Origin of the sequence: Mesorhizobium sp. M0983 (assembly GCF_040318975.1) — a bacterium.
Lineage (GTDB): Bacteria > Pseudomonadota > Alphaproteobacteria > Rhizobiales > Rhizobiaceae > Mesorhizobium.
In genome coordinates, this window is the sequence record NZ_JAMYNH010000001.1 from 545188 (window position 1) to 558215 (window position 13028).

Sequence of the window (13028 nt, forward strand, 5' to 3'; positions counted from 1 at the left end):
CCGGATAGCGCGACGCGAGGACCTCGCCTCCATGATTGCGCTCATGGATGCAGCGATCTCCGAACTCCAGAAACCGTTTCTCGACGATGACCAGATCCGATCCAGCCGCGCAATCATGGGGCTGGACACGCAGCTTGTCGATGATGGCACCTATTTCGTCGTGGAGCACGCCGGCGTCCTGGCAGGCTGCGGTGGCTGGAGCCGGCGCACGACCATGTATGGTGGTGATCAGTCACCGGGACGCAACGCGGCACTGCTTGATCCAGCCACGGACGCGGCGCGTATCAGAGCCATGTATACGCATCCGGACTTTGTCCGGCGAGGCGTCGGCCGCCTTATCCTTTCGCTGTGTGAACGTGCCGCTAAGGCTGAGGGCTTCCGCCGTGCCGATCTGGCAGCCACGATGGCAGGAGAGCCGCTCTATCGAGCCTGCGGCTACCAACCCGCCGAGAAATTCGTCGATGACCGTGGCGGCGCTCCGGTTCCGATCCTGATGATGAGCAAGACGCTCTGAGCTACGCTCAAAGGCCACTCGCTCGCGGCCGGCACTCGCTCCGGCCAGTATGGCAGGAGGAGGATGCTGGAGATTGAACCAGGCCATCTCGAACGAAACAGTACTTCGCCTGTACTTCCGCTCCATGGTCGAGTCGCGACCGACGTGGAGGTTTTCGGGAACGTCTCGAGATGGCGCATGTGGTCGGGTGGCGCGTTGAGTTTAACCGGATCAAACGACCATCCGCTTCGGGTCCGCATCAGGTCGTAGCGAGAACGAGCGCAATGCTGAAGCGCCATGATTGTCAGCAAATGGCGCTCTGTGCTCATTCCCGCCGACTAATTCAAACGGCAAGTTCCGCCCATCTGGGCCATTGGCGGCAGCCAGTCTGATTGAGTTTTGACCCTAATCCTCAAACGCCGCCCTCAGCGTTTCGAACGTCGCAAACACGCCCAATGCAGCGCCCTCGGGATTCTTGGTCGGTGGCAGAGCTTCAGCTATCCGGCGCACCAAGGTCGTCTCAGAACCGGCTGGAGCGTTCTTTCGGCTGAGGCGACTTCAAGCCCTGACAGGAGCATTCCGGATCAGCGGGAAGTCGCGCGGCGGTCTCCAGCGCGACCCGCGAGGCTGTCATGGAGAGATTGGGCAGCACGTCCTCCTGCAGCAGTTTCTGGCGATTGCGATCCATATAGTCGTTGAAGCCCGCCGTCACGAATGCGCAAGGCACGAAACACGCGCCGATCTCGCGCGACAAGGTCGCCTCAGGGGCGATGGAATGGTTGAGGACATCCGCACCCATGCCCCGATACGCCAAGGCTTCGGCTGGCGTTGTCAGCCGGGGCCCATAACAATGGGCAGCCACCAACTGCTGTTCGATGCCGTAAACGCGGCATTCGGCTGGCCAATGACGGCGGGCCGTTTCGACCAGAACCGCCGCACATCTTGGACACACGATTTGCTTGCCCGAACAGTCAAAGCTCTGGCGGTCAGGAAGCAGTGAAAACGGGGTCTGCGTCAGTTCAATGATGTCGGCGGTCACCACCATGTCGCCCGGCTGGATCGCCTTGTTGACGGCGCCTACAGTCGAGCAGGCGAGAACTTGCCGTACACCCGCCCGCATCAACACCCAGAACGCGCGGCGATGGCAGGAATGGTCGATACGGTCGCGGGGATTGCCGTGCGAATACATGCACAACGCGCGCTTCGCTCTCCCTTCGGCTGTGATCGACGCATCGAACTCGAGCAACTTCCAGTTGTCGGTGCGACCGAAAGGCGTTTCAAAACTCATGTCGCGCCGCAACGTGCGCACACCATCGAATTCGACATCTTCCGGGAAGGCAAGCCCCCAGTTTGCCGACCCGGTGATGATGGCCAACCCTACCTGAGGGATGTCCGTCGAATGATCCGTCAGATCGTCGGCTGCATGGTGATTGGTGGGCATGTTTCCAGTCTCGGTCAGGATTTTTGGCGAAGGGTCACAATCAGGACCACGGCCACCACGATGACGGTCCACAATGTCGAGATCGCCGCAATGGTCGGATCGATCTGATCGCGCAGCGACAGGAACATAAGCTTCGGCATCGTGCTGTTGCGACCGCTTGCGATGAAGATCGAAATCACAGACTCGTCGAGCGAAGTCAGGAACGCCATCAATGTCGCCGACAGCAAGCTGATCCGAAGTTGCGGAACGATTATTCCGCCAATGGCTCTGGCCCAGTTTGCACCGAGGCTGCGCGCCGCCTGGACCTGGTTCCAGTCAAAGCGGGCGAGAGCCGGCAGCAACACAATGCAGGCGACCGGAACGGCCAGCACCACATGTCCGACCAGCACACCGAATAGCGTTCCGATCAGATGTTGTGCAGCCAAGACAAAGAAGAGACCGATCGCAAGCAGGATACCCGGGGTGATCGAGGGGGTTAGCAGGACGCTCTGGATGATCGCAGCGGTTTTTCCGCCCAGCCGATTCATTGAAATGCAGGCGAGCAGCGCAAACGGCACCGCGATCAACGCCGTCAATGTCCCAAGGATCAAACTCGTTCTGAGCGCAGCCATCCACGTTGCCGAGCCGAAGAAGTTCTCATACCAACGCAACGAGTAGGCGTGCGGCGGAAACTCGAGGAGATTCGACGCCGAAAAGGAAAGCGGCACCACCACGAGCGTTGGCAGCATCAGAAATGCCATGACAAGAGCGGCAAAGCTCCAGAGCAAAATGCGGGCGAGCCTGTTTTGCGGATAGGCTTCAAGCATAGGGGGCTTCCACTGTGTTCTGGGCCACCAGGCGGCGTGCCGCCAGCAACATCACACCGATCAGCGCCATAAGAACGAGGAGCAGAATGCCCAGGACGCTCGCCGACCCCCAGTCCTGAAAGGTCGATAGTGTACGCTCGATCCGGGTAGAGAGAGGATTTACCTTGCCGCCGCCAAGCACCGCCGGCGTGATGAAAAAACCTATGGCGTAGATGAGGACGATGATCGAACCGGAGAAGATGCCGCCCGCCGATAGCGGCAAAATGACTGTGCGGATGACCTGCCTGAGAGTGGCTCCCATGCTCGCTGCCGCGCGAATGAGATTTGGGTCGATATCGCGCATCGCAGCATAAACAGGCAGCAGAAAGAGTGGCAGCATGTAGTGCACCATGCCGATGAGCGTTCCGGTGAAGTTGTAGACCAGCGGCAATGGCTCCGCCGTCAGGCCTGAACCGGTCAACGCCGCGTTGATCAGGCCATCGCGCCGCAAGAGCACGAGCCAACCATAGGTACGCACCAGAATGGAGGTCCACAGCGGCAGCATGACGAACGCCATCAGCACGTTGGCCACCCTTGGTCTGACGCTGGCCAGAGCCAGCGCCAGAGGGATGCCGAGAAGAATGCAGGCCGCCAGCGTACCCAAGGACAGTTCGAGGGTCGTGACGAGCGCCGACCACGTCAGTCCGCTCGAAAGGACCTTCTGGTAATTGCCGACCGTGTACTCACCCCCGGTGGTCAGGAAGGATTGCCGGATGATCCAAAGGATGGGCAGTATCGCCGCCAGCCCAACGATGAACAGCGCCGGGAGCGAAAGCGAAAGAAAAAACCGCCGCTCGCGCCGTGCATCCGCCGCGAGCGCCGGATCCCGGACGACGATCACGCCATCGCTCCCGGTATCGCGTGAACCTTCGCTGCTGGTGCATATGCGGTCATCCGCTGACCGGCGGCAAGCTCGGCGCAGCCGCCGGCCAGCGCTGCCGGAATGCAGACAAGAACCTCTTGCCCACCGTCAAGCGCCAGCGTCAAAAGCCAGTTTTCGCCGCGGAACGCTTTGGCGCGCAGTATTCCTTCGAGAGCCACTCCGTTTCCCCCGACGAGCTTCGCATCAAGATGGAAGCTTTCGGCGCGGATCATCAGAGTTTCGCGTGATGGTTCGGCGCCGTCGATTCTGCGTGCTGAGCCTGGCGCCACAATGTTAGCCTCGCCCATGAACTCCGCGACGAAGCGGGTCGATGGACGATCATAAATTCGCTGCGGCGTATCTATCTGCTGGATGCGGCCAGAGTTCATCACCGCAATCCGGTCAGACATAATCAGCGCTTCGCGCTGGTCATGGGTCACATAGATTGTGGTGATCCTTAGATGATCATGCAGGCGCCGGATCTCATACTGCATGGTCTCGCGCAGATTCTTGTCGAGCGCCGACAGCGGCTCGTCCATCAACATCACGCGCGGTTCGAAGACGATAGCCCGCGCCAATGCCACCCGTTGACGTTGGCCGCCGGATAGTGCGGCAACATTGCGCTCCGCCAGGCCATCCAGCTTCACGCGGGCCAAGGTATCAAGCGCCCGCTGACGCGCCTCCGCTCTCGGTATCTTGCGCAGCACCAGCGGATACGCGACGTTCGCCAGGACATTCATGTGGGGAAACAGGGCGTAATTCTGGAATACTATGCCAATGTCTCGTTTGTTGGGCGGCAGGCGGGTGATGTCTCGATCGCCCAAGAGAAGTTTACCGGAATCCGGCCGGACAAAACCGGCCAGAGCCATGAGTAACGTGGTCTTGCCCGATCCCGATGGCCCTAGCAGCGTGAGGAATTCGCCAGCCTGAATGTCGAGCGAAACATCATCCAGTGCGACGTAGGATCCATAAGCCTTGTGCACGCTTTCGATGGTGATCGCGAGCGACTTCATCATGTGCTCCAGCCTTAAGGCGCGTCGCCTTCGACCGGCCTCACGCGACACGCTTTAGGTTCTTGTTTTCATGCATGTTGTTGTCGCAAAACCGCTGCACACTTTTGCGCGATATGCATTAGAGCTGAGAGTCAGCGGGCCATCATTTCATCGAAGGCTCTTTGGGCAGCCTCGCCATTCTTGACCCACCATTCTGAATTCGAAAACACCGACGTGCCAGCATTTTCAGGCGCGGTCGCAAGGGTCTTCAGACGGTCCTCGGGAATAAGGCCACCCTCATATGCCGCAGGATTGACTGGGCCGTAGGCAATGAAATCGGTCAGCTTCGCAACTCGCGCAGGCTGCGTCATCGCTGCGATGAGCTTCATCGCGGCTTCCTTGTTCGGCGCTCCCTTCGGCACCCCAAGGCAGTCCGTGCCGATGACCGAACCCTTGAACGTGTAGTCAGCCGCGCCGCCATCTGCTTTCACGGTTTGAGCCCGTCCGTTCCAGGTAATGACCAAATCCGCCTCACCATCTTTCAGCAACTGCGCGGACTGAGCTCCCGAGGTCCACCACACGGCGACATTTGGTTTGATCGCTTCAAGCCGGTTGATGGCGCGCTCTAGCCCTTCCGGCGTGCTGAGCACGGAATAGACGTCCGCGGGTGCCACGCCATCGGAGAGAAGCGCGATCTCGATCGAGTCTTGCGCATTGGCGCGCAACGCGCGCCGGCCAGAAAATTTGGCAACATCCCAGAATTCCGCCCACGTCTTCGGCGGGTTCTGGCCATAGGTCTTGGTGTTCCACGACATGACGGTGCCGTAGGAGTCGAACGGATAGCAGTAGTCGGACTTCGCACCCTCCGGCACGGATTTCGGATCGATGATCTTGTAGTCGAGTGGCTCAAGCAGCGATTGTGCGGCCGCCTGGGCACCTTCCGGTGAGCCCAGGTGAATGACGTCGGTCGTGACCGCACCCGATGTGACCTGCATCTTCAAGGCGGCTAGGCCGTCGCTTAGGGTCTCCTCGCGGACATCATAGCCGAGCTCTTTTGCAGCAGGCCCCCACATGGCTTCCTTCATGGCGTTGCCATAATCGCCACCTGCGGTCGTGATGGTGACTGTTTGCGCATGGACGGGCAAGGCAGCCGAGATTGCGAATGCTGTTAAGGAAATGCGTAGCCAGGACATAGGTTCTCCTCCCCAACTTTATCCAAATGTCGCTCAAAAGTGCCATTATTTTGTAATCGTAACGTTACGATTGCATCTGAATGCGCTGGAGTCAAGCTGCTTCCTGCGGGAGTTTGGATTGACCGGGATGTCGAATCCGGTAACGTTGGCGGTCAGCAAAATCAGCCGGCGCTTTCGCAAACGAAGTCGGGCGAACAATGGCCAATCTAAAGCAGATCGCGGCGGAACTTTCCCTCTCGGTGACCACGGTATCCCGCGCTCTGAAGGATGGGCCGGAAGTGCAGCCCTCGACCATAGCCCGCGTCAAGGAGGCGGCTAAGCGGGTCGGCTATTTACCAAATCATCATGGTCGCGCGCTCAAAACCGGTCGAACGCAGACGCTGACGGCAGTACTCCCGATGGAGACACGAGACCATCTGTCCGATCTGTTGAAGCTTCCTTTAATCGAAGGCATGACGCTGGCGGCGCGGCAAGCCGGTTATAGTCTGTCCATCTATTCCACCACTCCCGACGACGATCCCGTCGAGAGTGTGGAGCGGCAGCTCCAGGCGCGCAGCGCAGACGGCCTGATCATCACACGCCTGGTGTCGGCTGATCCGCGCGTCAAGCTGCTGCTGGATAAACGCATGCCATTCGTCGCGTTTGGAAGAACCGACCTGGATATCGCGTATCCCTATGTCGATGTCGACAATGAACAGATTGCCTACGAGGCGACCCGGCGGCTCATGGATAAGGGCTGTCGACGCATTGCGCTGCAACTTCTCGTTCCGGAGGACCAGGCGAGTGCCATGCGGCTTTCCGGGTATGGAAGGGCAATGGCCGAGGCCGGTATTCCGATCGACCAATCGCTGATCGGTCATGGCATGTTCACCATGGAATCGAGCGCAGGCTGGTTCGATCGCTTGCTGGCGTCATCAGATCCGCCGACGGGCTTGGCGTGCGCCAACGAACTGGGCCTGCTGGGAGCGTTGCACGCCCTCGGCAAGCGGGGTCTTACACCAGGCCGCGACGTCCACATCGTCACCCGTGACAGCACGCGGCTGGCACGTTTCCTGCCGGCAAAGATCGGAGTTCATTCCGTGGATATGGCGGGTGTTGGACGCAAACTTATCGAAGTCCTGGAGAGCCGGATCATCAATCCGCTTGGGCCGGTGGAGACAGTCTTGGTGCAAGGCAGATTCGAGCCGGCCGAATAGTCCGGGCTGCCCTCAGGGGGCCACCTCGTCTTGAACCGGCCGGATCAGCGCCTTTGCGGCAGCTGCTCCCGCTGCAAGGATGCGATCCGACAATTCCGTCCCTTCCAGGGCGCGGGCCAGTTGAAGCGCGCCGATGAGCGTTGCAAACACACCCAACGCAACGCCCTCTGGATCATTGGTCGGCGGCAGAGCGTCGGCTATCTGACGCACCAGGGATTGGGCGCGTTCGGCATAGAGGGCCCGCGTTTCAGGCGGCTGCCGCGCTATTTCCGGCAGTAGCGCGGCCGAAGCGCAGCCCTTTCCAGGATTGTCCCGGTGCTCGGCCGATAGATATGCCCCTATGGCCATTTCCGGACCGCCGGCGGCCAACGCTTCCTGCACTTGCTGCGACTGCGCGTCCAGGGCCGCCGCCACGCTTTCACGGACGAGCTCCGCCTTGGACTGAAAGTGCGGATAGAAGGCCCCGTTCGTCAGCCCGGCGTCGCTCATGATGGTCGCCAGCCCGGACGCCGCGATGCCGTCAGATCGAAAACGTTCGGCGGCGACCTCCATGATCCGGCTGCGTGACGCGTCTTTTCGGCCCTTTTCGTAGCGCATGTCTTTCTTTCCTGTCCTGCTATTGCATTATGCTCATAATCTGATATTACGACCATAATTCAATTCGTGGAAATAAGCTAGACCTCTCGAACCTGGAACATCAAAAATGGATGGGAATTCTGAAAAAACCGCAATCGTGACCGGAGCCTCCTCGGGCATTGGCCGCGCCAGCGCCGAGGCCTTGGCGCGGGCGGGGTTCACTGTCTTTGGCACAAGTCGCCGCAAGACCAGTAATGGCCGGAAGGGGGTGACCATGCTGGCATGCGACGTGACCGATGATGCGGCCGTCACTGCGCTCGTTACCACCGTGCTCGCGCAGACCGGCCGGATCGATCTCCTGGTCAACAATGCCGGTGTCGGCCTGCTAGGGGGTGCCGAGGAATCCTCGGTCGCACAGGTACAAGCCCTGTTCGACGTCAATCTGTTCGGCGTCATGCGGATGACCAACGCAGTGTTGCCGTCGATGCGGCAGCGCGGCCAAGGGCGCATCATCAATATCGGCTCCATTCTGGGATTGGTACCCGCGCCATACTCAGCGCATTATTCGGCAGTCAAGCACGCGCTCGAAGGCTATTCGGAATCGCTCGACCACGAGGTGCGCGCCTTCAACGTCCGCGTTTCCGTCATCGAGCCGGCATTCGTCCGCACCGTCTTCGACCAGAACGGCATCGAGCCGGATTCGCTGTTGAAGGAATACGATCGGGCTCGAGCCGGGCTCAAGGCGTTGCTGGGCGATGTGATGCCGATAGCCGATCGGCCGGAAGTGGTGGCGAATGTGGTCGTCAAGGCGGCGACCGATGCCCGTCCGCGACGGCGTTACACCGCTGGCAAGGCAGCGCGCCAGGTCAGCCTGCTGCGCCGCTTTGCCCCCGCGGGGATGTTCGACAAGAGCCTGCGCAAGCAGTTCCGCTTGCCGGTCTGAGCAACAGCGAGGCAGAGGATTTCACGCACATGCGACTAGCAACCACAACACATTTGGCCAGGTCCTTGTGCGCAAACTCATCGTAGCTGGCGCGGGGCCGGCCGGTGGCGAAGGCATCGACAAGGTGACGCCGCTGACGATCGTGGACATGATCAAGGGCGCGCTGACTTTGCGGGATCCGAAATACTATCTCTTCTTCACAACGACGCCGAATGGGCGCCGCGCCGCAAACGCATTTCTGCAACGGCTGAAAGAGCGCCGGTCCAACCGGGACAAGGCGGTATCGCTGAGCGCCTTCGGCGCGCAACTCAAGGCGATCAAGGCCTACGGACTCCAGGCGCCGCAAGACCTGAGCGCTATCCGCATTCCCACTTTGGTTGCGAATGGCGACCAGGACAGGATGGTGCCGAGCAGCAATACCTACGATCTCGCCGGGCGTATCCCAGGGGCGCATCTGGTTATCTATCCGGATGCCGGGCATGGCGGGGTAGTTCAGAACTACGCCGATTTCGTCCCGAAAGCCCTGTCCTTCCTCGAGGCTGAGGTCTTGCCGCAGGGCGGCCATGCAACTGAAAACGTTCGGCTTGTTTTGTCGCGGAACACCAACAGACATTCTTAGAAAGTAACTGCCATGAAGGCATTCGTTGTCGATAAATATAATAAAAAGGGCCTTCTGCGGCTGGCCGAAATGCCGGAGCCGCAGCTCCAGGACAGCGATGTCCTGGTCGAGGTTCATGCCGCAGGGGTGAACCTGCTCGATTCCAAGGTCAGAACCGGAGAATTCAAGCTCATCCTGCCCTATCGCCGGCCCTTCATCCTGGGCCACGACGTGGCTGGGAAGGTTATCCGCGTGGGATCGAAAGTCCGCAAGTTCAAGGCCGGCGACGATGTCTATGCGCGGCCGCGCGATGGCCGGATTGGGACATTCGCCGAGTTCATCGCCATGGATGAAGCCGATGTGGCCTTGAAGCCTGAGAATCTCAGCATGGAAGAGGCGGCCTCGATTCCCCTGGTCGGTCTCACCGCCTGGCAGACGCTTATCGACAGGGCAAACCTGAAGAAGGGACCGAAGGTCTTCATCCAGGCTGGTTCCGGGGGCGTGGGAACATTCGCTATTCAGTTGGCCAAGCACCTCGGCGCGACCGTTGCGACAACCGCGAGCGCGTCGAGTGCCGATCTGGTGAAAAGTCTCGGCGCCGATGTTGTCGTCGACTACAGGCAAGAAGACTTCGAGAAGGTTCTGTCGGGCTACGATGTCGTCTTGAACAGCCAGGACGCCAAGACGCTCGAAAAATCCCTGAGCGTGCTGAAACCGGGTGGCAAGCTCATCTCCATCTCGGGTCCACCGGATTCCGAGTTTGCCAGGGAAAAGGGACTGAATTTTATGCTGAGGCTGGTGCTGCGCTTCCTGAGCCGCGGAATTCGGGCCAAAGCCAAGCGCCGTGCCGTGCAGTTTTCGTTCCTTTTCATGTGGGCGCAGGGCGATCAGCTGAGCAAAATCACCTCCCTAATCGAATCCGGCGCGATCCGCCCGGTTCTGGATCGGGTCTTTCCATTCGAAGCGACCAATGAGGCTCTGGCCTATGTCGAAACAGGACGCGCCAAGGGCAAGGTCGTCATCAAGGTCAGATAGCAGTTGCCTCGAACGCAGCCCTGAGCGTCTCGAACGGCGCCAGGGCGCCGCGCACCTGTACGACGGCGGCGGCGACGCGATGGGCGCGCTGCACCGCCTCAGTCGGCGCATGGCCGGCAAGGCGGGCGGCGAGATAGGCGCCATTGAAGGAGTCGCCGGCGCCGGTGGTGTCGACCGGGGTGGCGACGTGTACCGCCGGCACGGTTTGCAAGGTTCCATTTTGCGCGATCATCGCCGGTTCCTCGCCGTTCTTGACGACGACCTCGCCGACCAGCTTTCGCAGCCGTTCGGCTGTTTCCTGCGGTGTCGTATCACCAAACAGCATCTGCTCGTCGGGAAAGGTGGGCAGCGCGATGTCGGCGACGGCGAGCGCCTCGAGGATCGCGGCCTGCGCTTCCTCGCTTTGGCGCCACAGCCGCGGCCGGTAATTGGGATCGAAGGCGATCAGCGAGCCGGCCGCGCGCGCCTTGGCCACGGCCGTCAGCAGTACCTTGCGCGCACCCTCGTCGAGGATTGCCAAAGTGATTCCGGAAAAATAGACCAGCGCCTGGTTTTCAAGGCTTTTCTGTAAAGCGGCTGGGTCCGAAGCCAACTGCCTCGCGGCCGCATCGGCCCGCCAATAGGTGAACGAACGTTCGGCGCCGGTCAGCGTGATCGCATAGAGGCCGGGGCGGGCGCCCGCTATGACCGGGCTGGCGCCGACGCCGATGCCGTTTTCGGCGAGGAATTTGATCTGGTCGCCCGAGAACGGGTCGTCGCCGAAGGCCGAGACATAGGTCGCCGGCCGCTCGCCGCTCAAGGCATGCAGCGCCCATAAAGTGTTGAACGTGTCGCCGGCAAAGCCCATGCGCCAGTTCGGCCCGGCCTGGCCCGAAAGCTCGAGCATGCACTCGCCGATCGAGGCGACGCCGTTTCCTGCCATGAAGTACTCCTCCATCCGTGCAATTGCGGTGCTGTAGCTTTTTGCGGCCGGCAGCGCCATGCTTGGCGACGGCGGATTCTTGCGCTGGGCGCGATTTCCCACAGGGGCGTGGGACGCGATCTGCCCAGCGAAACGTTATCCGCAGAACAGGAACCGGTTTGGCATCGTTATGGCGTTATCTTCTTGGAGGCCTCGGCCTGGCTGCCTTGCTCGCCGGTGTGCTGGCCGTCGTCTATCTGACGGCGCCGCATGCGCCGCAACCAAGTTCGGATGTAGGCCGTTCCAGGACGACGGCGAACAAGCTGTTCGTGGCGACCTTCGAGCCCGAGAAAGGCGTCATCCGGCAGGGCGAACTGGAGTCCTGGCTGCTGACGCTGAAAACCGTCGAGGGTGCGCCGGTGGAAGGTGCTGCGATAACGATTTCCGGCGGCATGCCGCAGCACAAGCACGGTCTGCCGACCAGCCCGCAGGCGACCGATTACCTCGGCGAAGGACGCTATCGCATCGACGGCGTGAAATTCACGATGAGCGGGTGGTGGCAATTGCATTTTGCCATCTCCGCCGCGGCCGGTTCGGACACTGTCGTCTTCAACGTGGTGCTGTGAGCCAAAGATGAGCCGGTTTTCCAGTCTTCTCGCGTTGGTGATGGTGGCCGTGCTCGCCGGCTGCGGCAGGCCGGAGTTTTCCGACGCCGAGAAGCAAACCGTCGCCTCATTGGCGCTGTCCAAGCTGCCGCCGCTGAAACCCGACACGACCAATCGCTTTGCCGATGTGCCGGCCGCCGCGGCACTCGGTTCGACGCTGTTCTTCGACACCGGGATGAGCGGCGGCGGCACCGTATCCTGCTCGACCTGCCACAAGATCGACCGCCAATTCCAGGACGACCTGCCGCAAGCGGTCGGCGTCGGCCGCACCAACCGGCGCACCATGCCGTTGGCCGGCGTCGCGCACGATCCCTGGTTCTTCTGGGACGGGCGGCGCGACAGCCTGTGGGCGCAGGCGCTGACACCGCTCGAAAATCCGCTGGAGCAGGCCGGCAACCGCGCCGCCTTCGCGCATTACATCAAGGCCCGTTTCGGCGAGCGCTACGAGCGCATCTTCGGGCCGCTGCCGGACCTTTCGGGCGTGCCGGCCAATGCCAGCCCGCTCGGAACCGATGCAGAGAGGGCGGCCTGGAACGCCATGCCCGCCAGCCGGGCCGAGGAGGTTGATCGCGTCTTTGCCAATATCGGCAAGGCGATTGCCGCCTTCGAGCGCTCGATCGCGCCGCCGCAGACGCGCTTCGACCGTTTTGCCACCGATCTTGCGGTGGGCGCCGAGCCGCAAGGCGACGCCGTCTTTTCGCCGGAGGAAATCCTCGGCCTGAAGCTGTTCATCGGCAAGGGCAATTGCGTGACCTGCCACAACGGCCCGCGTTTTACCGACGGCAGTTTTCACAACACCGGCGTGCCGCCGGTCGTGGGCCTGCCGCCGGATCGCGGCCGTGTCGATGCGGTGATGCAGGTCGAGGCCGATCCGTTCAACTGTTTCGGCACCTTTCGCGACGGTGATGCCAGCGCCTGCCGCGAGTTGCGCTTCATGGTCAAGGCCGGGCCGGAACTCATTCGTGGGTATAAGACGCCGTCGCTGCGCGGTGCCGCCACCCGGCCGCCCTACATGCATGCCGGGCAGTTTTCCTCGCTGGACGAAGTGGTGGCGCATTATTCCAAGGCGCCGGCCAGTGTCGAAGGCGTATCCGAGATCCACCCGCTGCAGCTTTCGGACCGCGAACGCGCGGCTCTGGTGGCGTTTTTGAAGACGCTGGCGGAGTGAGACCGGGTTTGTCTGCGACAAGAGCGGACCACCGTCTTGGGCCGCCAAATAACGTTGACACGATGCAGGGTCGCTGCTCATGATAACCAAGGCGCAAAGTGCGATACCTCAGGCTGTGGG

The 13028-nt window shown here is 61.2% G+C and carries 13 protein-coding genes and 1 pseudogene; 7 read left to right on the top strand and 7 right to left on the bottom strand.

Features of this window, described 5'->3' with window-relative positions; translation table 11 throughout:
• The first annotated feature begins 43 nt into the window (after positions 1–43).
• Positions 44–514: a GNAT family N-acetyltransferase gene (locus NKH71_RS02760; RefSeq protein WP_352894252.1), complete on the top strand. Its 471-nt coding sequence runs from the start codon at positions 44–46 to the stop codon at positions 512–514.
• A gap of 499 nt (positions 515–1013) precedes the next feature.
• Here the strand turns inward: NKH71_RS02760 and NKH71_RS02765 are convergent, their stop codons facing one another.
• From NKH71_RS02765 to NKH71_RS02785, 5 genes are all read right to left on the bottom strand, one after another.
• The gene (locus tag NKH71_RS02765; RefSeq protein ID WP_352640455.1) at positions 1014–1934 is read right to left on the bottom strand and encodes a phosphorylase family protein; all 921 of its coding nucleotides are present in this window, start codon (positions 1932–1934) and stop codon (positions 1014–1016) included.
• 14 nt (positions 1935–1948) lie between these two features.
• Positions 1949–2740, bottom strand: a complete 792-nt coding sequence (locus tag NKH71_RS02770) for an ABC transporter permease (protein WP_023719987.1) — start codon at positions 2738–2740, stop codon at positions 1949–1951.
• Positions 2733–3620: an ABC transporter permease gene (locus tag NKH71_RS02775; RefSeq protein ID WP_352640453.1), complete on the bottom strand. Its 888-nt coding sequence runs from the start codon at positions 3618–3620 to the stop codon at positions 2733–2735. The genes NKH71_RS02770 and NKH71_RS02775 overlap by 8 nt, the downstream gene beginning before the upstream one ends.
• A complete protein-coding gene (locus NKH71_RS02780; protein ID WP_352894415.1) occupies positions 3617–4654 on the bottom strand; it encodes an ABC transporter ATP-binding protein in 1038 nt (345 codons plus the stop codon). The genes NKH71_RS02775 and NKH71_RS02780 overlap by 4 nt, the downstream gene beginning before the upstream one ends.
• A 131-nt stretch (positions 4655–4785) precedes the next feature.
• On the bottom strand, positions 4786–5778 hold the full coding sequence (locus NKH71_RS02785; RefSeq protein ID WP_352715141.1) for an ABC transporter substrate-binding protein: 993 nt from the start codon (positions 5776–5778) through the stop codon (positions 4786–4788).
• Positions 5779–6023: 245 nt separating this feature from the next.
• Between NKH71_RS02785 and NKH71_RS02790 the strand changes: the two genes are divergently transcribed.
• Positions 6024–7022: a LacI family DNA-binding transcriptional regulator gene (locus tag NKH71_RS02790; protein ID WP_023719991.1), complete on the top strand. Its 999-nt coding sequence runs from the start codon at positions 6024–6026 to the stop codon at positions 7020–7022.
• Positions 7023–7034: 12 nt separating this feature from the next.
• Here NKH71_RS02790 and NKH71_RS02795 read toward each other — a convergent pair whose 3' ends face one another.
• Complete coding sequence (locus tag NKH71_RS02795; protein WP_023719992.1) at positions 7035–7619, bottom strand: TetR/AcrR family transcriptional regulator; 585 nt, start codon at positions 7617–7619, stop codon at positions 7035–7037.
• A 106-nt stretch (positions 7620–7725) separates the two neighbouring features.
• On the opposite strand from NKH71_RS02795, the gene NKH71_RS02800 reads away from it, so the two are divergent.
• The 3 genes and pseudogenes from NKH71_RS02800 (at position 7726) to NKH71_RS02810 (ending at position 10174) form a co-directional block, all read left to right on the top strand.
• Positions 7726–8541 carry an oxidoreductase gene (locus NKH71_RS02800; RefSeq protein ID WP_352894255.1) on the top strand — a complete coding sequence of 272 codons (816 nt, stop codon included), beginning with the start codon at positions 7726–7728 and terminating at the stop codon, positions 8539–8541.
• 64 nt (positions 8542–8605) lie between these two features.
• Positions 8606–9082 (top strand): annotated as a pseudogene (locus tag NKH71_RS02805) (alpha/beta fold hydrolase); the annotation flags it as partial.
• Positions 9083–9172: 90 nt separating this feature from the next.
• Positions 9173–10174 carry an NADP-dependent oxidoreductase gene (locus tag NKH71_RS02810; protein ID WP_352894258.1) on the top strand — a complete coding sequence of 334 codons (1002 nt, stop codon included), beginning with the start codon at positions 9173–9175 and terminating at the stop codon, positions 10172–10174.
• Here NKH71_RS02810 and NKH71_RS02815 read toward each other — a convergent pair.
• Positions 10167–11096: a sugar kinase gene (locus NKH71_RS02815; protein ID WP_352894260.1), complete on the bottom strand. Its 930-nt coding sequence runs from the start codon at positions 11094–11096 to the stop codon at positions 10167–10169. The genes NKH71_RS02810 and NKH71_RS02815 overlap by 8 nt on opposite strands.
• A 158-nt stretch (positions 11097–11254) precedes the next feature.
• On the opposite strand from NKH71_RS02815, the gene NKH71_RS02820 reads away from it, so the two are divergent.
• Entirely contained in the window at positions 11255–11701 is a 447-nt protein-coding gene (locus NKH71_RS02820; RefSeq protein ID WP_352894262.1) for a FixH family protein, read from the top strand.
• A gap of 7 nt (positions 11702–11708) precedes the next feature.
• Positions 11709–12908, top strand: a complete 1200-nt coding sequence (locus NKH71_RS02825; protein WP_352894265.1) for a cytochrome-c peroxidase — start codon at positions 11709–11711, stop codon at positions 12906–12908.
• The last annotated feature ends 120 nt before the right edge of the window (positions 12909–13028 follow it).